Source organism: Alteromonas sp. KUL150 (genome assembly GCF_009811475.1).
Classification (GTDB): domain Bacteria; phylum Pseudomonadota; class Gammaproteobacteria; order Enterobacterales; family Alteromonadaceae; genus Alteromonas; species Alteromonas gracilis.
In genome coordinates this window covers 33,490-54,854 of the sequence record NZ_BLIJ01000007.1, presented here as the reverse complement: position 1 = coordinate 54,854, position 21,365 = coordinate 33,490, and the positions used below count along the sequence as shown (strand labels likewise).

The following is a 21,365-nucleotide window of genomic DNA, read 5'->3' as shown; positions in this document are numbered from 1 at the left end:
TTGATTCAAGAGCTTTGCAAGGTTTGAATTGGCTCAATATCAGTCGTGTTATTTCTAATAAACGACTCTATATCGTTGATTTTCTCTTTAGAGAAACCCAACCTTGCTTCTATTGCAGTAGTACCATCAGCGTTTTCAATAATATCAAATTCATTTACGCCCAAGGTGCGTGAAAATGCGGTGTGAACTTGATTATTGTTAATGTCGACAATCTTGATTTTGGTCGACGTTCTATAAATAGCTAGCGGACCTGATTGAGTCTGTACCCAGTTAATTGACCAGAAATAGTGGCTGTAATTAGGTAGGCCAAGCTTAGTGTAGAGCGCCTCTTTAAAATCGACATTATCGCACTTGTTCATCACGGCATTTTGACGTCTACAGTTTGAGTATTCTGCAACATCCTTTCCGCCCAAACTTACGTCCATAGGTACAATAGTATTACCGTCAAGGCTGACTAATACATAGTCGTCGAACTTAGTAAGACCAAACGTACTGCCTATTTCTTTAAAAGAATCGAATAGACCTCCTACACTGTCATTAGCATCTCGCGGATCCTTTTCAAGGAGAATAAAACCGGTGGAGGCGGCATCACCTTTTTGATGCTGTGCAATATGATAATTATCTAAAAGCGTTATATTCTTTACACTGTCACTATTGATGAAATAACGAAATGCTGACCCTGGACGTCCAATGATGAAGCCATCTGACGTCGGAATTACGCTGCTTCCTGTTGCAGTCTTGCCCGTAACCGTTTTAACTTCATATCTGTCGCCACGTTTCCATACGGTAGCAATTTTCATCGGCGCTTCAGCCGATTTAGCCTTGTGGTATTTAAGGGTAAAAGAGCCGTCAAAGTTCTCTACTGCATAGGTAAATTCACCGGTGAATCTGTTGCCGCCAAAGTTAGCCACTTGTCCTTCGAAATCATGAAACATATCACCATCAATCATGATCCCATCTTTTTTGCGGTAAAAAATTGCTGGGCCGCCAGTTTCATCAATTTTTTGCTTTTGGGCGGTAAGATCGTTAGCGCTGATCACCACCTCCGGTTTAGGTGCTGCCTGTTGTTGCTGCTGAGCACCAACGGGTAGTGACATTCCCTGAATTTTAGCAAGAAATGCCTGTCTCATCTGATTTGCCATCGCTTGCTCTTCAGGTGTTGGGGGCGTGCTTCCACAGGCGGTTAGGAGCGAGACAGCCAGTAAAGTTGGAGCGAAAAGTTTTGCGTTCATGTGTTTTCTCTTTTTTTACGCTTTAGCCAATTATTTTGAACTGAAGCTTTTTTATGAAAACAAAGGATTACGAACGTTATGGCACTAAAACCACGCTACCCTGCATAGTTAAGTGTTTTTGAAATGCCGCAATCCCTTGCTCCCACTATTAAAGAGTATTCTGACCTTAATTTCAATTACAACATTTCTTTTTATGTATATTTTTTAAGCACTTAGAGCGCAAATACATTTTCTCAAGACCACCTTCAAACCTCGTCAGAAGCAGGCCATTCTTGCTCTGTTAGAATACTTGCTTCAATAAGACGCTTACGCTTATTCTCAATGACTAATTTCAATTCATCTCTAATTAATCTTACTGCAGGCGTAATAAGATGACGACTGGGAAGCATCAGCCACATTTCTGTTAACGGTATACGGTAGTCGGTCAAAATTCGCTGCAGCTTTTTACTTAATAAATCATTTGCCACATCAATTACTGACTTTAATGAATAACGCATAGGTTAGTTTCATTTAATAATTAATAAGCAGAGTAGCAACCGCTAGTCTGCTCAATTGTTTGTTTAAAGGCGAGGGTTTTGCGGGCTTTCTAATAATACGTGCCGATCTATTTTACAGGTACGCTTCCCAACACGGCCCCACATGCCAATCCGACTGCCATGGTAAGTGCAACACTGGTAAACGTTCCCAAAAGCACATATTCGGTAAGCTTTCTGTCTTGATGTTTAGTTAGATCTCCAAAACGAAAAATCGACTTCGCCGCAATAAGAAAGCCAATAGCAGAAAATTGGTTTAACAGCACGAAAGTCAACATGAGTGTACGCTCTAGGTAGCCAATACGCTGCCCCGCCAGTGATAAGGTTTGTTGTGCTTCGGTAATGATTGTGGGCGGGTCGTTAGGATGTTTAGGTGAAGGGCTAGTTGCCAGTACTTCGCTGCTCCAAGGCGATAACAACTGTTTGATAATAATAGAGCTAGGTTTTAGTACTGCTAAATAAGCAAGTATGACTGCTAAGTGCTCTACGCTGAGCTTCTTGAAAAGATGAATGGCAACTTCCCATTGATTCGTTGCATACAGGAACACGGCAACAAGAATCAGTATGTGCGCAAATTGATCAGCAATAAACGCCTTAGTACTCTGTGCACAATACGACTTAATTACATCAATTTTAAAATGGGAAACCGCTATAACTATCGAGCTAACACCTAAAGTCCAACCATTTACGTTTTGAGTAAGCAACAGCATTGCCCCTGCTGCTAGTATCCCGTGTAAAAGCGTATGTAAATAAAGAGGTAGTGCCAACGCATGCCGTTCATTTCTCTCTTGTACCCATGCGTAAGGCTGAAAATAAAAATCTGCAAGTATATGCGCCAGCAATAACCCGACTAAAACTTCAGGTTGTTCCAATGATAAGTCAGCCGGGATATTTACGTTTTGAGCCAGCATGTTACTTCCCTTTATAAACGTGAATTTTTGATGTTAAATTGAGAGTGATTTTCTCAACCTGCGTCGCTCTCTTGCGTAATATCGCTATTGTCATTTTTCCGCGTCGCAGCTTTGCTGCCAAGATGCAATTTCTTCTTCCATGTAGCTGAGATATTCTGCAACTAACTTATAATTACTGGCGTTTAGAATACGGCTTATATTGCTTCTGTTTTTATTAAGTATGGTCGCAATGTTCTCATGACTTTTATCTTGTGCCTCCAAGTAAGCAAGCACAGTTTGCGATTGTATTTGCGTAAGACCGGATATGTGCGCATCGGCAAATCGTGTGAGTAATTTCGTTTTATTCTCTAGTTGCTCATTCTGACAAGAAAACGCAATATATTGGGGTTTTATTGTATCAAGGCCCCGCCCCGATAGAACAAAGGCCTCGCCTGTACCAATTTTTACCTCTTGCTGTCGAAATTGAGCTTCTCCTATTGCAGCGCTTACCCTCACATCTGCACTCAAAGGGAGAGCCTTCAAGGCTAATCGTATACCAATTGCAATTTGCATGCAGTGCTGAGGCTGCGTCACAGCAAGTTGAAACGCATCGCCTCGATACATATCGAAGTTGCCTACATACTGTGACGCGTATTTTGAAAGTTGTAATTTTAACGCTTCGAGTATGTGATTAAGTTCGTCATTGGAAAACGTTTGAGAATTCGAAATGTCGCCGGTTATCACACCTAGCATATTATATTTATGAGGCGCTTGGGATAGACCGTCCGCACTATTGGATTGCGTAGTACTTGTTGTTTTTGAGTTTGACATCGCCGCTTCCTTTACATCACATATCTCGATATGACGCTTTTGATATAGCAAGTATACACCTTACACTCAACACAACAAAAAACAATCACAAAATAGGATGTGATTATTTTTAATCACATTTGTTACTGTGATTAAAATGAGTAATAGATCAATGTTGATAGGGCAATGAATAAGGATTGATATGAGTGGTGGTTGAAGCAAGAACAAACAACACTTACCGTAAGTTTTTTGTCATACGCGGAAGCCTCGCGCGGTATATTCAAAAGCGTGACATTGCGTAATATGCGAGAAGCAATTGCTTTAGCGGCAATGTTGTCTGTTCCGGGTAAAATAATCGCAAACTCTTCACCACCATACCGGGCAACTAAATCATCACTGCCTAAACAACTGTTAGATAAGGTCTCTGCAATTTTTATCAGAACCTTATCGCCGGCAACGTGCCCGTAGTCATCGTTATACTGCTTAAAGAAATCCACATCGATAAGAAGTAGGCTAAGCGCAAGCTCCTGCTCTTGGCATCTTTGAATATCACGTTTTAATGTAGTGTCGAATAGACGCCTATTTGCAATACCGGTAAGGCCATCTATGTTTGCTAGCTGTTCAAGCTGCTTATTAGCCTCAAGAAGTTCGAACTGCATTTTTTGTAAAATTTTGCGATTGTGTAGACTTTGTAACGTGTTACCTAGCATCTCCCCTATTCGGCGCAGATATTGAATATCAAATGTATTCCATGAATAAGGACTACCTATGATGTCACAGCCAATGAAACCGTATGGGGTATCGTTCACCATAATACGAACACACAAAATAGAAAAGATGCGCTCCTCTTCAAAAACCGCTTTTTCCGCCGCAGCACTCTCGGGGAGCGACGACACGTCGTCTACTTTAAATAAACCGTTTGCAATATGACTCGTGAAGAAGGGCAGCGAGCTAGTTGGCATATTTTGCAGCTCATCAATAAAAGGTGAAACCCCCGCTGCAACCCATTCATGGGTGTTCGACATAAGCGCCATGTCTTCGCTGAACTCAAATAGGTAGCACCTATCCACATTGCTAAACTCTCCAAATCCAGCAAGAGCCTGATCAATAATATTGTCTAACTCGTTAACACTTGCATTAATAAGCTTTGAAGAAAAGTCTGAAAGCAATTGATTAAAAACAATATGCTTGCCCGCTGCAGAGCCTTGTTGATTGTTGGCAACCAAATCACTTCCGTCAGGTCTAATATAAAGTACCAGCCAGTTGTCTTCTGACGTGGTGATAATTCCACCCTCTACGTGGCAATTCATGGCTCGACATTGAGTTTGCACCCTGTACTGTTGGGATACGGTCCCCTCAGTAGCAGCGATATAGAAAGGAAGCGTATTTGCGGCAGCTTTTTGTTTAGACTGGCTGTCAAAAAACATTATTGAACTCTCGTCGAGACCGTTCAATTTTGTAATCCCAAACGTTTTTTCAAACCCCGTGCTGCAATAAACTTCCTCCCTATTAATACGTTTAAACAAAATACTTGATGGCATTTGCTTTAAAACGGCAACAATATCTTCACTACTCAAGCGCATCCCCAAACATGAACATTCTTTAAATGTAGCAAAGCACGACCAATAGTAAAAAGTACACCTCGCGTTTTATTAAACTTATTTAAGAAATTGGCGTATTCATTACAGACGTGGCCGTTTAAAAAAGGATTTGACTGCATATTATGAGTAACTCCATCGCTGATTTGTTAGATGAGATGTATGATGAAAATTCTGACAAGACGTCTCTAGGAAAAGTTATAGAGCGCTTTGAAGACAGAGGGTTTGGCCCCTTACTGCTGGTTCCAGCGTTAGTCGCACTACTCCCTACCGGCGCTATCCCAGGCGTACCAACAATATGCGGAATAACGTTGTTTTTTATTTGCATACAAGTGGCTATCGGGCAGAAAAGCCCATGGCTCCCCCGCACTCTAAAGGAAAAAGAAGTTGATTCCGATAAGTTAGAAAGCGCAATAGATAAAGCTAAACCCTATGTAAGAAAAACTGAAAAGTTACTTAAACCTCGCCTAACTTTTTTATCTGACACTTCTGCTAAAAATGTTATTGCCGCGTATTGCGCCATTGCTGCACTTTGTATGATCCCGCTAGAAGCGCTTCCCTTTGCCGTCGCCCTACCTGCCTTTGCGCTTTGTATAACAGCCCTAGGTATGACTAATCGAGATGGCGTGTTTCTTGCAATAGGCATGACGCTTCAGCTAGGTACCGGTTACTTAGTTTTTAAAGCGATGACTATGATGTAAAACTGTAAAACCGCGCGAAAGCACATTCCTACTTAGCAAACAATCTCTTGTTTTTTGATACGTCTTACGTACTATTCGTGGAATTAGAAAACTGTACTTCGGGCCAGTTGACTTTAGTCATCTCAAAATGTGAACAGCCTCACGTGCGAGAAATTGCTACCACTAAAACAGAGTCAAAAAATGAAGAGAAGTGTTGTTGTATCTCTTGCTATATCCTTTGTTTTCACTGCATTTGATACTTTTGCTGAAAACTGTGTTTTCAGCTGCCCCATTGGTTTAAACGGGCAAACCATTACCCGCTCTATATACACGCTGCATAATAACCCTCAAACAAAGTTCGCAAACTGGGTGGCGTATCACGTCACCCCAGAGACTATCGACGGCCCAACTAGAAGCCGCAACTGGAAAGCAGACCCTGAATTGGATGATGAAAGCACGCTAGAGCCTAATGACTACAGGGGCGCGTGGCGGGGCATAGGCACCGATAGAGGGCATCAAGTTCCTCTTGCTTCTTTTAGTAACTCACCTAATTGGCGAGAGTTGAATTACCTTTCAAACATTACGCCTCAAGACTCTGATTTAAACCAAGGTCCATGGGTGAAGCTGGAAAACGCGGTTCGCAGTCTCGTTAGAACAGGTCAAGATGTCTATGTGGTATCAGGTCCTTTGTATGAATGGTTTTTCGCTGCGTTACCCGATGCAGATGAGTTGCATAGCATCCCTAGCGGTTATTTCAAAGTTATCGTGAGTGAAGTTAACGGTTTAATGGAAGCCTCTGCATTTATCATGCAGCAAAATGCTTCTCTCCGTGATGATTACTGCGCCACGCAAGTTACCATTGACGAAGTAGAAGCGAGAACCGGGTTAGATATCATGCCAGTATTACCCGATGAAAGTGAGCAAACCATTGAAGGCAGGGTCGGTGAGCTAGCTATGCGACTTGGCTGTAGCTAAGCCTTTCTTCGCCATACAAGCGTAAAACTATTATTGATAGACAGCCTTTTTACTTGCTAACTAGTTGCTTTTAAAAGGTTGCAGTAGCAAGGCACGAATTGAAGCATTTTCTTTTACCGCAGGCACATCCCGTTGGCCTATGGAAAGTGTTTCGTCGCTTTGCTTCGCTCTGGGGGTAAAGCTTTTAAAAAGTCTGTCCCACCAAGATACGCTAAAGCCATAGTTAGAATTTGATTCTGCCTTTGCTTGGCTATGATGTATGCGGTGCAAGCGTTGTGTAATAAGCACCCAGCCCACTCTGTCATCCCACTTTTGCGGCAATCGAATGTTAGCGTGGTTAAATAGCGCAAACCCATTAAGTGCAACTTCAAAGATAACAATAGCAATGGCTGGTATGCCTAATATCGCTACGGCCAAAGCTTTAACACCTAGGCTAATAGCAATTTCCACGGGGTGAAATCTAAGGCCTGTAGTGGTATCCACATGGCTATCGGCGTGATGCATTTTGTGGAAGCGCCATAGAAGAGGCACTGTATGAAACAACCGGTGTTGCCAGTAAATAAGCATGTCTAGCAGCAGTACGCTTGTTACCACTATACCAACAAAAAAATAACTGCCGTATTGGGTATTATTCGTTGGTTCTTTGGACAACGAAATGCTGTCTATTTGACCTGTCATTAGGTTAAACAGCCCAACGCCCTCTTGCTGAGCCCATATGGATACGCCAACTAACGTTGCGGGAAGTAAAACTCTAGATACTAGTGCCCCTAACACCACCATGGATAGGTTTCCTACCCAGCGTGTTTTTCTATCTAGCACGGCATTACGCGCTGGAAACAAGGACTCCAGTACGGCCATAAAGGCAAAGATACCAAGAAATACACTTAGACGAATAACAGACGCATTATCCACTGTAGCTCTCTTTTCGACTTGATTTCATATTTACTTCTTAACTACTAATTACGCTTTGTCCACAGAGAAGGCGCAGTTCTGGCACCCTACCCTTATAAGTTGTGACGCCCTCAATCTAATCAGTTGCCGAACACTGACTTTGTTCTACTTTATTTAAGGTGCTGAACCCACCTGCAATTCGGGTGATCACCGTTACCGCGCAAGCAGCGGCAAAAATATAAGCAAGTGCCGCGAAATGCTCGGGCCAGATGCAGAAAGCTAGAAACATGAGAATTGTTTCTGTGCCCTCGGTTAACCCCTGCATATAATAAAAGCTCTTGTTAGCGAACTGTGGTCTGTCGATATCAAATTTTTCAGCTGCAATGGCAAAAGCCAAAAAGCTACTGCCCGTACCGATAAATGTGGCAAGTAGCACTATTGCTGGTATGCCCCAGTTGATAGGATCAGCAATACCAAATGCCAAGGGGATAGATGCATAAAACAAAAAGTCTAGGCATATATCAAGAAACCCACCTGCACTGCTGCCACTTTGTTGATAGCGCGCTAACTCACCGTCAATACCGTCAAACGCCCTGTTGAGTATAATGCAGCTAAGTGCCATTCCCCACCAGTTAAGAATAATAAAGGGAACAGCGAAAATACCTATAATGAAGCCTGCCACAGTAACTTGATTCGGGCTAATGCCTGTTGCATCCAGTTTTGTGATCAAGGGCTTTAATAGCGGTTTAATAAATGGGGTAATTTTCGCGTCTAGCATGATGATAGCTCTATTATTTGACCGCCGGCTGCAATGGCGTCCTCTTTGTCGTGTGTTACAAGAACTGCGGGAATGTTTCGCGCTTTAAGCTGCACGAATGTCCAGCTACGAATTTGCTCACGAAGAGCAAAATCTAGCTTACTAAAAGGCTCGTCTAACAATACGACGTCAGGTTCGGAAGCTAGCGTTCTTAGCAGAGAAACACGGGATTGCTGCCCTCCTGATAATGAAGTGACTGCGCGTTCCCCTATGCCCTTCAAGTCGACAGCGCTAAGCATTTCATCGATAGCCTGCATTTTAGCTTTTCGGTTAGCGTGACTGTCTGAAGGCATGGCGAAGGCAATATTTTCAGCTACCGTCATGTGCTCAAAGAGCAAGGCGTCTTGGAACATTATGCCTACTTTACGCAAGTGAGCGGCTTTGTCGTTTACCACCGCCCCATTAATTTTGATGATACCGCTAAAACTGAACGGCGCGTTAAGTTGACCAGTAATAGCCTGCAGCAAGGTAGACTTTCCGGCCCCACTAGGCCCCATTAACGTTAAAATTTCTCCGTCTTTCACACATACATTCACTTTTAATAGTGTGTTTTGTGCATGAGAAACCACCAAATTTTCTAATCTAAGCGCCATGTAATACTGCCCTGCTCTTTTTTTCTGAAGTACGTACTTTGCTACCCGTTTTCACTAAAGCGGCGGGTAAATACCACGCTATTACAAAGCCAACTAAAGGCATAATCGCTTGGATAATAACGAATACCGCCGTTAAGCGCGTACTGCTTCCCGACACTGACGCTACGGCTTCTGTAGTGATAGTGGCAATAGTGCCTCCCGAGGCCAATAATGTAGGTAAATACTGGCTGAAGCTAATAGCAAGCCCAAGCGCCCAGGCCACCATAATGGCGGAAAACAGGGATGGCAATTTAATATGGTAGAACACTTGCCAGGGCGTTTTCCCCAAGCTTTGTGCAACCTTTGCGTATCGTATGTCGAATTTGCGATAGGCTACCGCCATAGACAAAAACACGTAGGGAACGACATAAACCATATGGGCAATGTAGGTGTGAAACCAAACAGCGTCTTGCAGCACGAGTTGCTGGAACCAAACCAAGCCATATAAAAAAGCCACGCCGGGTACTAATAGCGGCAAAAACAGTGAGACGGAAAAAGCCCTGTCTGCATTTACACCTGCGGGTTTAAGCTGTTCACTTTCAAGTGTAAATAGCACTAGCCCCAATGCTGAGGTACTTACCAGTATGCCTAGTAATAAACTATTAGAAAGTGGCGTTGCGAGAGTTTCAAGTGCTATTCGCCAATGCAATAGCGTTGTACCTTGTGGCAATAAATCAGGGTACAGCCACTGCTTAGCAATTGAGTACATAAGCACCGAATAAACCACCGCGCCAATTAAAGCAACGTATAGTGCTACCGTACTATAAGCGGCGCATTGCACAAGGCGATCAAAAAAGCGCCTATTCCCCTTCGAAAGCCTTTTCCTTCCCGCATATATCACTATACGCTCGACACCTAACAACAACAGTAACGCCAAACCACTAACGGCAACCTGAAGCACGGCTGCACTGCTTGCCAATAGGCGCATAGATAAATCGATATGATTAAACCAATGCATAATGGCCACGGCCAGGGTGCTGGGGTTATTCCCTCCTAATATAAGCGGAATTTCCACGTTAGAGGTGGCAAAGACCAACACTGCTAATATAGGTAATCTGATTTGTGTGAAGACAGTGGGCATTAAAAGCTTAAAAAAGGTTGCCACGGGCGAATAGCCAAGTGCCGTGCCCACTTTGATATAGCCAGAAAGTTTACTTTTCACTAATGGCTGGGACATCACACTTAACGCCATTAAAATAATAAACGGCAGCTCTTTTAAGCTTAACGCCAGCAGTACGCTTAGCCCCCCAGAGTCGTATGGAAAAAAAGCATCATATGGGAAAAAAGCGTCGCCGGCACCAGGAATGGCAGAGTTCGTTCCAACTGCAGCTATCCGAGCAAATATGCCTGACGGGCTGAATACAAATAGCAAGGCAATGGCGGCAGCGGCGTGTGGAAAAACAAGAAACGGGCTCAATAAGCCTTGTATTTTGTTAAGCCAATTCGATTGATAAAACGAAGCTAATAATAAAAACGCGCCAGCTATCGCCAGCAATGTGGACCCCACCCCAGTAAAAAGTGAAAGCCACACCATCTGCCAAATATCATCAAGAGAAAATAGCGTTTTAAATATGTCGAATGAAAAGGTGTTGGCACCTATGGCAGGGAAATAGCCTAACGCAGGAAATGCCACCCCAACCAATCCAGCTAAAACAGGAATGCACAGTAAAAGTAATAAGCACCAGCGTGCAAACCGGGTAAATTGAGCGAACATTAATAGCGTGCTCCGTAGCGTTCGTACCAAGCTTCTCGCAATGCATCAGTCCAGCTTGAATGAGGTTCAGCCAGCAATACGGTTGGTTGAGACTTATCCAGCGCCGATGGGTGAATATTATCTTGTACGAAAAGCGCTCGGTCTGACGCTGAGAGGCTTTCAAGATCAAGCACGGTATCGTCTCCCCACACCTCTACCGCCTGTTTTTTAGCTTGTGCCTGCGGTGAAAGCAAAAAGTTAACCACCGTTTTGGCCGCCGCTTTGTTCTTTGAATTATATGTAAGCCCTACAAAATGTACGTTTGCCAGGCTGCCGTCTTGCATAACATAAGTACGAACATCGTCAGGTAAATCGAAACGAGTTACCGCCGAAGGAATTTCTGCAGCGGTAAAAGAGAAGGCCATTGAAAGCTCGCCCGTTCCCACTAAACGTTGCAGTTGGGAGGCTTGCCGTAACATGTGCTTACCCTGCTGCCACATAGTAGGATGCAGCGCATCAAGATACGCCCACAAACTCGGTAAAACCGCGTTTAACGCTTTATCGTTTACTGGTTGATAGAACAGGCCTCGTTTGTCTTTATTGAGTCCAAGCGCTGCATACTTGATAAAACTAATACCTAAATAATCGCTCGGTACTGGGTAGGTAAATCTACCCGGTGACTTTTGGCTAAATCGTAGAAGTTCTTCAATGGTTTTCGGTGCCATTAGCCCTAGCGTATTAAAGTGTGCGCTACGGTAGTAAAAAACCATAGACGCTTTGCCCCAAGGCGCCTCCATTCCTAAAGTAGGCTCACCAAAGTCTGTGGTTACAGCGGGGTTTTCATCAGGATTAGTTAGGCTAAAGTTGTCAAGTTCACCTACCCACGAAGCACTAAGCAGGTCGTGCTTTTTCATTGCCGCGAAGTTTTCGCCGTTTATCCAAATAAGGTCAACACTGCCGTTATTGTGATTCCCTGACGCCTTTTCAGCAAGCACACGAGAAACTGCATCACTGGTGTCAGCCAGCTTTACATGCTGAAGCTCAATATTAAAACGGGTTTTTACTTGCTCGGCTACCCACTGAAGATAGCCATTGACCTGGGCGCTACCACCCCAGGCATTAAATCGAACAAGAGGTGCTTTTTCGCCGGCTGCTTCATCGTTGGTTTTGCCCACCGCGGGCTGGGCTAAAGCAAATACTGACAAAACGACTATGCAGGTAAAAAAGAATACCTGCATGGGGGTACACAAGGGTCTATTTGTACTTAACTGTCCCTTAGCTTGCCACCCTGAATTCATTTGGGTGCCCCCTTAGCGCGCCTGTTAATGTTACCGCGTAGCATTAAGCGCCCAGTCATAGTTTAGGTATTCAATGTCAGCAGTATCATTTTTTAACGCAGAAACTTGCGCTTCGGTTAACTGCATTGCGTCTTTGTACAGCAAAATAAACTCGGTAAGCTTTGATGTGCCGCGCCATTCGCCCTCTTTACGTTCAAAATCCTCACTGTACCAATCAAATATTTTTGATAAGTGAAGTGTGTTATCGCTCATTTTATTACGAGAGCCATCAGCCAAAAATCGCTTAGTTTGTGCCTCTAGCTGTACGTCTAGTTTACCCCCTGTGTAAGCTTCTTCACGAAGCGCCGGGCAACCTACGCTGGCACAATTCACCGCGAAATGAATGCGAGGCTCGTTATAGGTTTTTGTAGTTTGGTTTGTACCGCGAATAAGTTCGTGTTCAATTTCATCTAACGTGCGAGTTTCGCCTAGCAGCGGCGCTGTTTCTTTTTTCCAAGGCGAGGAAAAGAAACTGCCTAAATCTCGAATGGATTCGATATCTGGGTACTCAGTTAAAATAAGCTCGATAGTGTAGGCGTTGTATGCGTTAATCAGAAAAGCGAGCTGTTTATCCTTATTCCATGAATCGAATGTACTTTGCTCGACCTTAGCCAATCGCGCTAAATACTCGTTAAGCCTGGTCCGCTCTTTTTTAAAGCCATCGTAATCTACTTGTGTACTTGCGCCGTTGGAAATCGGCGTTACATACTTACTTAGTAAATTATCAAACGTGCTATGCAAGCCCTCTTCAGCGCTAGCATAGAAACTTACGCTTGCAGCAAACAGCGCTATGCTGCTTGCTGCAATACTACGAAATAGAAACGCCAATTTACGCTTTGGAATCACTTGGTTAGTTTCCACAACGATTACCCTCTGCGCCATGTGTGGAATTTCTCTACGTAGCTAAGTAGTTTTTCAGGTGCATTGGCGCGCTTCCAATTGCCTGCTGCATATTTTGCGCCTTCAGCCCACGTAGGATAAGCGTGAATAGTGCCAAGAATTTTGTTAAGCCCCAGATCATGCTTCATGGCAATAACAAATTCGGCAATTAAATCACCTGCATGTTCAGAGACCACAGTCACGCCCAGTATTTTGTCTTTACCTGGCGGCGTAAGCACCTTTATAAAACCCTTACGCGCACTCTCGGCAACTGCACGGTCCAATTCTGCAAATTCATAGCGGGTAACTTCTACATCGATATCTTGTTCTGCAGCATCCCGCTCGCTTAAACCAACCCTGGCTACTTCTGGGTCGATAAACGTTGTCCAGGGGATAACGCGATAATCGACTTTGAACTTTTTAAACGTGCCAAAAAGCGCATTAACCGCCGCATACCATGCTTGATGTGCGGCAACGTGGGTAAATTGATAAGGCCCTACTACATCGCCAGCAGCAAAAATATTTGGCATGAGGGTTTGCAAGTATTCATCGGTTTCAATGGTTCTATCAAATTGAATACCTAAATCTTCAAGACCAAATCCATGCAAGCGTGCCTTTCGCCCCACAGCCACAATAACTTGGTCGTAGGCAATGGTAGATTCAACACCTTCTTTTGCTACCACTAGCACTTTTTCGCCATTTTGTTGCTCAAAGCGAAGAGCATCATGAGAGGTTAATACGTTAACGCCATTCTCACGCAGCACAGATTCCGCGTATTCGGCCACGTCTGCATCTTCGCGGCCCATTAAGCGAGGAGCCCGTTCAACTTGTGTCACTTCGCTGCCAAGACGTGAAAAGGCTTGAGCTAGTTCACAACCAATAGGCCCACCTCCCAGCACAACTAAGCGTCTTGGCGCGTTTTCAAGCTCAGCAAATTTGGTCCATAAGGTGTCAGAGGTGACATAACCACTTTGCTCAATACCGGGTAGGTCGGGAACAAAGGGCGCTGCGCCTGTAGCCACAACAATATTCTTTGTGGTCAGCGTTTGCGTGCCGCCATCGTTCTTTTTAATTTCCACTGTCCATGGGTCGATGATCTTCGCATAGCCTTTTACGACATCTACACCCAAGTTAGTGTAACGCTCCACGCTGTCATTAGGCGCAATTGCCGCGATCACGTCATGTACACGTGCCATCACTTTTTTAAACGACATGGCAGGGGCTACTGGCTCCAAACCGTAACTATCAGCATGGCGCATTTGGTTGGCCACTTTAGCCGTTTTTATTATGGCTTTACTGGGCACGCAGCCATAGTTGAGGCAGTCGCCCCCCATTTCCCCAGCTTCTATAAGCGTGACTTTTGCTTTCACCGCCGCAGCAATGTAGCTGGTAACCAAACCACCCGCACCCGCACCAATTACCACTAGGTTGCGATCGAACGTCTTCGGTTTATTGTAGCCTTTGTAAACGCGACGACGATTGACTACCGCCACGATAGCTTTAGCAATCCAAGGGAATATGCCTAAAAGGACAAATGAAAAGATAAGCCCTGGCGAGACAATGCCAGACAAACTGTCTATTTGTGCAAGCTGGGTACCTGCGTTTACATACACTGCAGTACCTGCGAGCATGCCCACTTGGCTCACCCAATAGAATGTCCATGTCTTAAGTGACGTCAGCCCCATTAATAGGTTGATCAGGAAAAACGGGAATACTGGCACTAGGCGCAATGTAAACAAATAAAACGCACCTTGTTTCTCCACGCCTTCATCAATCTTTTTAAGCTTTTCTTTAAACTTGTTGCGTACGGTGTCGCGCAAAATAAAACGCGATACTAAAAACGCCAGCGTTGCGCCTATGCTCGAGGCAAACGATACAATAACCAAGCCCTGTACCAGGCCAAACAAGGCCCCTGCTGCCAAGGTTAAAATAGCCGCCCCCGGCAATGACAGTGCGGTTACTGCAACATAAATGGCAAAGAACACACCAATGCTCAACACCGGGTTTTGTGCTATTTGCGATTGGAACGTATCTAAAGAATCCTTCATGCCTTGAAGGGTTAAATAGTTATTTAAATCAAAGTAAAAAAAGCTGAATATGGCGGCAACAATTACCCCTAAAAGCGCTATTTTTTTAAACATAAAAATCCTTACCGCTTAAAACGCGTATTGCATGGTAACTTGAGCGTGACGAGGTACGTTTGGCATGACAAGTGTCGCACCGAAATACCCACCTTCAAACAGCGGCTGCCAGTTTTCTTCATCGGTCACATTAATGATATCTAAACGCAATCGAAGGTCATCTGTTACTTGATAGTCTGCATTTACGTCAACCGTATATTGGTCGCGAATATGCACAGTTTGCAGAAAGTCTAGTGGGAATGACTTGGTATAGAGAGCACTTGCACCCACTTGCAAGTCATCTGTAATTTGCCAGCCAGCGTTAATTGAAGCGATTTGTGGCGGAATTCCCTGAACACGACTGTCTGATGCAGGGAAGGCAGCAAATGATGGCGACCCTACCCCCGTACCTTCAATAATGTCTGGGCGACTGTTGTCGAAGGCGTCGATAACCTGCGCGGTACCTTGGAACGCCGCTGAATTATCAAAACGCGCGTCTAAATAACTATAAGCCGCATTGACCCAAACGTTATCAGCTTGATAGAACATTTGTAGTTCGAAACCTTGTGTTTTAACACCGCTGTTACTGCCATCGCGATTGCGTAAGCTTCGGGTCTGGTCAAACACAGCGGCCTCTGCGTACCAGCTACTGTTCGGCGCGTATTTTACGCCCACTTCATATAGCGTATTTTCAGTGGCAAAGTTAAGCGGGTTAATCTCGTTATTACCGCCTAACACCGTGCCCCCCGCCATACTGTTCGATGTCGCGTCGTTTTCTGAAAACGCGGCGTATATATTGACATCGCTTGTCAGCTTATAAACTGCACTTAACTGATAGCTGGTTAATGTATCACTGTACGAATCTGAAGCCGCTTCAACACCAATAGGCGCTAGTGGGTCACGTGCCTCAACGTCGTAGTAATCGACACGCACGCCAGCAATGGTAGAAAACTTGTCTGTCCATGTAGAGCGTTGCTGAAGCGCGAGGCCTGTTTGCCATGCGGTAGAGTCGGTGGTGTCTGACAAATTAAAGTCGCCGCTTCCATCACCATCTAGATCGTATTGCGCACCCGGTGAAACATACACGCCAGGACGCAGCTCAACTAATCGGGCTTTATGGGCATCGGTAAGCGGAATAACGCGATTTGAGATAGGCCCGGTTAAATCAATCGGATTATCGGCCTCAGTGGTAAACTGGCTATAGCCCAGCACGTCGTTGTAACGTAGCGCTAACCCTATCGTCGTGGTTTGGCTGTCGTTCCACTTATAATCTAGCTCAGTGCGGTTTTCGAACGTGTCAGCCCCGTCAATGATCTCAACAAAGCTATTTTGCGCAATTTCTTCACGCTCAAGGTATTGGTAATAAGTAATGTTGCGAAGCGCCACGTTATCAGCCACTTTGTATTCTACATTGCTTCGAATAACTGTGGTTTCGGCACCATTGATGTCATCAGGGTTAGTAAATACACGGTTACGAGGAATAACCACTTCACCGGTAGGAGAAATAATAGCACCAGCACCAGGTACGGAACTACCATTTGGCTGAGTGCCTTGACCGGTAATATAAACGCCGTTGTCGATAAGGTCTTGTGTTGGGCGGTTTATACCTGCGTTATCTGGATAATCTGTGTCGTAATATTCAGCGCTGATATCCCACGTTAGTGCATCGCTCGGTGTATAACGATATGCAACAAATAGGTTTGTACTATCGCGCTCAGCAAAGTCATAGAAGCTGCCGTGGTCTAGGTATTCAGCACTAAAGCGAATGCCACTTTTGCCTTCTTCTATTGCCGTACCGTAATCGACTTGCGCTGAATACTGATCCCATCGCCCGGCGCGAAGGGTGACTTTACCGTTGCTTTCTGTGGTGGGCGCAACCTTAGTTTGAAGGTTTACAAAGCCACCATTGCGTTGGGTACTGCCAAATAGCACTGGTGATGGCCCTTTCACTACATCAATTTGCTCAACGCTATTAAACGACAACGGCAAGCCAAAGCCGTTATTGCCAGCTTGACGACGCACGCCATCTTGGAAAAGCTCGCCGAGTTGGCCCCGTATACTCGGTAAGCTTGGCGTACCAAACCCGCTTGATGCGTACGCATTGGGCGCTGCTTTTACGATGTCGTGTAAATCGTTAATGTTAAGTGCTTCAATGGCCTCTGCCGAAAGTGAAGTTACCGCCCGCGGGGTCTCTGCTGCACTTAAACTGCTACCAAAAATGCCTTTAAGTGTGTTGTCGCCGGGATTTAGCGTGTTTATATTTTGCTGGTTGCCGGTGACTTCAACAACTTCAATATCTGATACGTCTTGAGCATAGAGCGATTGACTGATGGCAAGTGCGAGTGTGCTAAGCGCAAGGCCGATTACTTTTTTCATTAACAATTCCGTATTTTTAATTCTTATTCGACAAGACCGATACGCGTATCAAAAAATTTCAGAACAATTAATTTTCAAAAAATATTTAAAAACAGAAAATTAATTGAAATTTTTATTTTGAACGGTCGTTCTAGTATGCTTGCACTATTATACTTTTGGGGCATGTATGCAAAACAACACCGATATTCAAAACCGACTGCAGTGGTCGTTACTTTCTCTTCGCGTAACTATTTTTATTGTTATGTTCGTTTGGACCCTTGATAAATTTGTTAATCCTGCACACGGCATGGCCATTTTCGAAAAATTCTATGGTATCGGCGGCGTACCTGAAGTCGCTGTTTATATTATGGGCGCTTTACAGCTAGCATTGGTTTTGTCCTTCCTAGCGGGCATTGCGAAAAAATACACCTACGGCCTTATTTTTATTCTGCACGGTGGGTCAACCCTTTCTTCATTTCCCCAGTATCTAGACGCCTTTAATCACTTGCTGTTTTTTGCAGCCTGGCCCATGTGGGGCGCGTGCTTTGCCCTTTTCCTATTGCGCGATGCCGATACAAAATTTGCCTTTGGCAAATAATAACTTTGCGGCGAGGCGAACTGCGCGGTGTTTACAAGCGAGCTCAACTTATTGATATCATCTCAATGTCGGCGCTTTTTTATAGCAAGAGAGCGGCCCACACTCTTTTGTCATTGATCTAGTCTTTGGCGGCAGCATAAAGTTGCTGCCACTCAACCTCTTCCACGGGCATAATAGAAAGTCTTCCGCCTTTCTTTACTAAAGGAAGCTCTGTAATACCTTCCATACTTTTGATCACAGAAAGTGGAAGTACGCTGGAAAATTTCTCTGCAAATTTCACATCGACGCGATACCAACGCGGTTTGTTCTGACTCGATTTAGGGTCGTAATATTTTGATTCAGGGTTAAACTGTGTGGTGTCTGGATAGCCGTCTTTTACCACCTCGGCAACCCCTGCAATACCTACCTCTTTGCAACTGGAATGATAGATAAATACTTTATCACCCTGTTTTACACCGTCTCTTAGAAAGTTACGGGCTTGGTAATTTCTTACCCCATCCCACGGTTCCGTCTGATCAGGTCGACTTTCTAAGTCGTCGATAGAAAATGCGTCGGGTTCCGTTTTAAATAGCCAATACGCCATAGTTGTTGTTATTTCTCTTCGTTGTAAATACACAAGCCATACAAGCACCTATTATTGAATGCACTCCGGTTATCGATGAGCCGTCACTCAGGTTGCTTTTTCATACGGAACACTCGCAAAAACGTGTGCTCACACATAGTCTTTTGGCTTTTTTGTTTAAGTGAGTATACAAAGCTATTTTATTTAATGACAGCGCTATACCTTAGCTTGGCCAACACTGCTATAATTGCGCACTAATTCTGAGCTTCTGCCTACCTTTAGCTCAGCAACTTCCTGATTTATCTAGATGTGATTACTATGCAAGCCACCATTAAGGCCGATCGCGGTCTGTTTTCCTACCCAAAATATTGGCCACATTGTTTGGGTACTGCACCTTTTCTCCCGATGTCAAAGGAAGAGATGGATGCCCTTGGCTGGGACAGCTGTGACGTTATTTTGGTAACGGGCGATGCATATGTAGATCACCCAAGTTTCGGTATGGCGGTTATCGGTCGTGTACTGGAAGCTCATGGTTTTCGTGTTGGCATTATTTCTCAGCCAGACTGGACCAGCAAAGATGACTTTATGAAGCTGGGCAAGCCTAACCTATATTTCGGGGTAACAGCCGGAAATATGGACTCTATGATTAACCGCTACACGTCAGACAAAAAACTTCGCCACGACGATGCCTACACGCCAGGCAATGTGGGCGGTAAGCGCCCTGACCGCGCGGTTACTGTGTATTCACAGCGCTGCCGTGAAGCGTTTAAAGGTGTACCTGTTATTGTTGGCGGTATTGAAGCTAGCTTGCGACGTATTGCGCACTATGACTATTGGAGCGAAAAAGTACGCCGCTCTGTGTTATTCGATTCGAAAGCGGATATGCTCTTTTTTGGTAACGCCGAACGACCTCTTGTTGAAGTCACCCATCGCTTAGCGGCAGGTGAAGATATTGCGGATTTGCGCGACATTCGCGGAACTGCGATTATCGTGAAAGAGGCCTTACCTGAGTGGCAAGGCGTTGACTCTACATCGCTTGATAGACCTGGCAAAATAGATCCAATTTCAAGCCCCTATCAAATGGAGCCTGAATGCGACTCGCAAGAGAAAGACACCAAAAGTAGCGAAGCGCCAGAAGCCGCGCCTATTGTTATTCAGCCTGCGCAGAAAGAAAAAGAAAAGCGCAAGCCTTGGGAGAACGTGTACGTTAAATTGCCTGCATATGAAACGGTGAAAGACAACAAAGTGTTGTACGCCCATACGTCGCGTATTTTGCATCAGGAAACTAACCCGGGTTGTGCTCGCGCGCTCATGCAGCGCCATGGCGACCGACACATTTGGATTAATCCACCTGCCATGCCGCTTGAAACCGAAGAGATGGACGCGGTGTTTGATTTGCCCTATCAGCGCGTGCCCCACCCTGTATATGGCGATGCCAAAATCCCTGCATACGATATGATTCGTTTCAGCATTAATATTATGCGCGGGTGCTATGGCGGCTGCACATTCTGCTCAATTACCGAACACGAAGGCCGTATTATTCAAAGCCGCTCTGAAGACTCTATAATTCGTGAAATTGAGCAAATTCGCGACACCGTACCTGGCTTTACCGGCGTGATTTCAGACTTAGGCGGACCAACCGCAAATATGTATCGCCTGCGTTGTAAGAGCCCGAAAGCAGAAGCAACATGTCGTCGCCCTTCTTGTGTGTACCCTAGCATTTGTGCGCACATGGATACGGATCATAAGCCAACTATCGATTTATACCGCCGTGCTCGTGAATTGCCTGGAATTAAAAAGATATTGATTGCTTCAGGCGTGCGTTACGACCTAGCAGTAGAAGATCCAGAATACGTGAAAGAACTGGCTCTTCACCACGTAGGCGGCTACTTAAAGATCGCTCCAGAACACACCGAAGATGGCCCGCTTTCAAAAATGATGAAACCGGGCATGGGCAGCTACTACCGCTTTAAAGAGCTGTTTGATAAATACTCACAGGAAGCGGGCAAAAAGCAGTACCTCATCCCTTACTTTATTGCTTCGCATCCGGGTACAACAGACGAAGATATGCTAAGCCTTGCGATTTGGCTTAAAGAAAACAAATTTAAGCTCGATCAGGTACAGAACTTCTATCCGTCGCCAATGGCAACGGCGACCACCATGTACCACACAGAAGTGAATTCACTTCGTAAAGTGACTAAAGAAAGTGAAGAGGTGCCTTCTGCAAAAGGTGAGATTCACCGTCGATTGCACAAGGCGATGTTGCGATACCATGACCCGAAGAATTTTGCGCAAATTCGCGAGGCGCTCAAGCGTATGGGGCGCGAAGATCTAATTGGCCGCGGTCCTCAACACCTTGTTCCACCTGAAACAGCAGATGAAAAGCGCCAAAAAGCGCAAAAAGGCCGCCGTGGTGAGCGCGCGCTTACCAAACATACTGGGCTTCCTCCTACTTTTCAGGGAAAGAACAGTAAAGGTAAGGGCCGAGATGGCAACACTGCGAACAAGGGGCGGCGCAATTCAAATGCGAATAAGCACGACCAAAGCAACGCACAAGAACAACCCAACGGCAATTCCGCCAACAGAAGCACAGGCAAGGCCGGAAATAGAAATGGGGCCAATACGTCTAAAGCGAATAACGGCAGTGGTAACAACCGTAACCGCTCCCAAAAGCAGCCTAGCATGCATAAACGTTAAACTAAAAAACGCCCGATATTTCTAAACATCGGGCGTTTTTCTTTCAGTCTACCTTCGGCTTCTTAG

At 44.9% G+C, this 21,365-nt stretch carries 18 protein-coding genes; 4 read left to right on the top strand and 14 right to left on the bottom strand.

Translation table 11 applies throughout. From position 1 onward, the window contains the following. Positions 1 to 5: 5 nt before the first annotated feature. From GVO62_RS01400 to GVO62_RS01380, 5 genes are all read right to left on the bottom strand, one after another. Positions 6 to 1,232, bottom strand: a complete 1,227-nt coding sequence (locus GVO62_RS01400) for a hypothetical protein (RefSeq protein ID WP_159117423.1) — start codon at positions 1,230 to 1,232, stop codon at positions 6 to 8. Positions 1,233 to 1,477: 245 nt separating this feature from the next. After that, a complete protein-coding gene (locus GVO62_RS01395; protein ID WP_236547035.1) occupies positions 1,478 to 1,729 on the bottom strand; it encodes a hypothetical protein in 252 nt (83 codons plus the stop codon). A 107-nt stretch (positions 1,730 to 1,836) separates the two neighbouring features. Continuing rightward, positions 1,837 to 2,676 carry a DUF3307 domain-containing protein gene (locus GVO62_RS01390; protein WP_159117422.1) on the bottom strand — a complete coding sequence of 280 codons (840 nt, stop codon included), beginning with the start codon at positions 2,674 to 2,676 and terminating at the stop codon, positions 1,837 to 1,839. 90 nt (positions 2,677 to 2,766) lie between these two features. After that, positions 2,767 to 3,486, bottom strand: coding sequence for a hypothetical protein (locus tag GVO62_RS01385; protein ID WP_236547034.1), 720 nt, complete (start codon positions 3,484 to 3,486; stop codon positions 2,767 to 2,769). Positions 3,487 to 3,617: 131 nt separating this feature from the next. After that, positions 3,618 to 5,042: a sensor domain-containing diguanylate cyclase gene (locus tag GVO62_RS01380; protein ID WP_159117421.1), complete on the bottom strand. Its 1,425-nt coding sequence runs from the start codon at positions 5,040 to 5,042 to the stop codon at positions 3,618 to 3,620. A 146-nt stretch (positions 5,043 to 5,188) separates the two neighbouring features. On the opposite strand from GVO62_RS01380, the gene GVO62_RS01375 reads away from it, so the two are divergent. Together GVO62_RS01375 and GVO62_RS01370 are read left to right on the top strand one after the other, a co-directional pair. Continuing rightward, positions 5,189 to 5,764 (top strand): exopolysaccharide biosynthesis protein, encoded by a 576-nt coding sequence (locus GVO62_RS01375; RefSeq protein ID WP_159117420.1) that lies wholly within the window; start codon positions 5,189 to 5,191, stop codon positions 5,762 to 5,764. 180 nt (positions 5,765 to 5,944) lie between these two features. Continuing rightward, positions 5,945 to 6,718: a DNA/RNA non-specific endonuclease gene (locus GVO62_RS01370; protein ID WP_159117419.1), complete on the top strand. Its 774-nt coding sequence runs from the start codon at positions 5,945 to 5,947 to the stop codon at positions 6,716 to 6,718. A 60-nt stretch (positions 6,719 to 6,778) separates the two neighbouring features. On the opposite strand, the gene GVO62_RS01365 is transcribed toward GVO62_RS01370, so the two are convergent. From GVO62_RS01365 to GVO62_RS01330, 8 genes are all read right to left on the bottom strand, one after another. Continuing rightward, a complete protein-coding gene (locus tag GVO62_RS01365) occupies positions 6,779 to 7,630 on the bottom strand; it encodes a sterol desaturase family protein (RefSeq protein ID WP_159117418.1) in 852 nt (283 codons plus the stop codon). Positions 7,631 to 7,745: 115 nt separating this feature from the next. Further along, positions 7,746 to 8,387 (bottom strand): CDP-alcohol phosphatidyltransferase family protein, encoded by a 642-nt coding sequence (locus GVO62_RS01360; protein WP_159117417.1) that lies wholly within the window; start codon positions 8,385 to 8,387, stop codon positions 7,746 to 7,748. Further along, the gene (locus GVO62_RS01355; protein WP_159117416.1) at positions 8,381 to 9,019 is read right to left on the bottom strand and encodes an ATP-binding cassette domain-containing protein; all 639 of its coding nucleotides are present in this window, start codon (positions 9,017 to 9,019) and stop codon (positions 8,381 to 8,383) included. The genes GVO62_RS01360 and GVO62_RS01355 overlap by 7 nt, the downstream gene beginning before the upstream one ends. After that, positions 9,009 to 10,772: an ABC transporter permease gene (locus tag GVO62_RS01350; protein WP_159117415.1), complete on the bottom strand. Its 1,764-nt coding sequence runs from the start codon at positions 10,770 to 10,772 to the stop codon at positions 9,009 to 9,011. The genes GVO62_RS01355 and GVO62_RS01350 overlap by 11 nt, the downstream gene beginning before the upstream one ends. Next, positions 10,772 to 11,989, bottom strand: coding sequence for an ABC transporter substrate-binding protein (locus tag GVO62_RS01345; RefSeq protein WP_373995994.1), 1,218 nt, complete (start codon positions 11,987 to 11,989; stop codon positions 10,772 to 10,774). The genes GVO62_RS01350 and GVO62_RS01345 overlap by 1 nt, the downstream gene beginning before the upstream one ends. A 90-nt stretch (positions 11,990 to 12,079) precedes the next feature. Then, positions 12,080 to 12,970: a DUF547 domain-containing protein gene (locus GVO62_RS01340; RefSeq protein WP_159117414.1), complete on the bottom strand. Its 891-nt coding sequence runs from the start codon at positions 12,968 to 12,970 to the stop codon at positions 12,080 to 12,082. Continuing rightward, a complete protein-coding gene (locus tag GVO62_RS01335) occupies positions 12,955 to 15,108 on the bottom strand; it encodes an FAD-dependent oxidoreductase (protein ID WP_159117413.1) in 2,154 nt (717 codons plus the stop codon). The genes GVO62_RS01340 and GVO62_RS01335 overlap by 16 nt, the downstream gene beginning before the upstream one ends. Before the next feature lie 15 nt (positions 15,109 to 15,123). Further along, a complete protein-coding gene (locus GVO62_RS01330; protein ID WP_159117412.1) occupies positions 15,124 to 17,463 on the bottom strand; it encodes a TonB-dependent receptor in 2,340 nt (779 codons plus the stop codon). A gap of 166 nt (positions 17,464 to 17,629) precedes the next feature. Between GVO62_RS01330 and GVO62_RS01325 the strand changes: the two genes are divergently transcribed. Continuing rightward, positions 17,630 to 18,040 carry a hypothetical protein gene (locus tag GVO62_RS01325; protein ID WP_159117411.1) on the top strand — a complete coding sequence of 137 codons (411 nt, stop codon included), beginning with the start codon at positions 17,630 to 17,632 and terminating at the stop codon, positions 18,038 to 18,040. 118 nt (positions 18,041 to 18,158) lie between these two features. Here GVO62_RS01325 and GVO62_RS01320 read toward each other — a convergent pair whose 3' ends face one another. Beyond that, a complete protein-coding gene (locus tag GVO62_RS01320) occupies positions 18,159 to 18,623 on the bottom strand; it encodes an EVE domain-containing protein (protein WP_159117410.1) in 465 nt (154 codons plus the stop codon). Positions 18,624 to 18,920: 297 nt separating this feature from the next. On the opposite strand from GVO62_RS01320, the gene GVO62_RS01315 reads away from it, so the two are divergent. After that, positions 18,921 to 21,299, top strand: a complete 2,379-nt coding sequence (locus GVO62_RS01315; protein WP_159117409.1) for a YgiQ family radical SAM protein — start codon at positions 18,921 to 18,923, stop codon at positions 21,297 to 21,299. Positions 21,300 to 21,365 lie beyond the last annotated feature (66 nt).

Bases quoted from the DNA above. Each gene is read 5' to 3' on its own strand.
- GVO62_RS01400 (WP_159117423.1), bottom strand. From the start codon at position 1,232: ATGAACGCAAAACTTTTCGCTCCAACTTTACTGGCTGTCTCGCTCCTA.
- GVO62_RS01395 (WP_236547035.1), bottom strand. From the start codon at position 1,729: ATGCGTTATTCATTAAAGTCAGTAATTGATGTGGCAAATGATTTATTA.
- GVO62_RS01390 (WP_159117422.1), bottom strand. From the start codon at position 2,676: ATGCTGGCTCAAAACGTAAATATCCCGGCTGACTTATCATTGGAACAA.
- GVO62_RS01385 (WP_236547034.1), bottom strand. From the start codon at position 3,486: ATGTCAAACTCAAAAACAACAAGTACTACGCAATCCAATAGTGCGGAC.
- GVO62_RS01375 (WP_159117420.1), top strand. From the start codon at position 5,189: ATGAGTAACTCCATCGCTGATTTGTTAGATGAGATGTATGATGAAAAT.
- GVO62_RS01370 (WP_159117419.1), top strand. From the start codon at position 5,945: ATGAAGAGAAGTGTTGTTGTATCTCTTGCTATATCCTTTGTTTTCACT.
- GVO62_RS01360 (WP_159117417.1), bottom strand. From the start codon at position 8,387: ATGCTAGACGCGAAAATTACCCCATTTATTAAACCGCTATTAAAGCCC.
- GVO62_RS01355 (WP_159117416.1), bottom strand. From the start codon at position 9,019: ATGGCGCTTAGATTAGAAAATTTGGTGGTTTCTCATGCACAAAACACA.
- GVO62_RS01350 (WP_159117415.1), bottom strand. From the start codon at position 10,772: ATGTTCGCTCAATTTACCCGGTTTGCACGCTGGTGCTTATTACTTTTA.
- GVO62_RS01345 (WP_373995994.1), bottom strand. From the start codon at position 11,989: ATGCAGGTATTCTTTTTTACCTGCATAGTCGTTTTGTCAGTATTTGCT.
- GVO62_RS01340 (WP_159117414.1), bottom strand. From the start codon at position 12,970: ATGGCGCAGAGGGTAATCGTTGTGGAAACTAACCAAGTGATTCCAAAG.
- GVO62_RS01335 (WP_159117413.1), bottom strand. From the start codon at position 15,108: ATGTTTAAAAAAATAGCGCTTTTAGGGGTAATTGTTGCCGCCATATTC.
- GVO62_RS01330 (WP_159117412.1), bottom strand. From the start codon at position 17,463: ATGAAAAAAGTAATCGGCCTTGCGCTTAGCACACTCGCACTTGCCATC.
- GVO62_RS01325 (WP_159117411.1), top strand. From the start codon at position 17,630: ATGCAAAACAACACCGATATTCAAAACCGACTGCAGTGGTCGTTACTT.
- GVO62_RS01320 (WP_159117410.1), bottom strand. From the start codon at position 18,623: ATGGCGTATTGGCTATTTAAAACGGAACCCGACGCATTTTCTATCGAC.
- GVO62_RS01315 (WP_159117409.1), top strand. From the start codon at position 18,921: ATGCAAGCCACCATTAAGGCCGATCGCGGTCTGTTTTCCTACCCAAAA.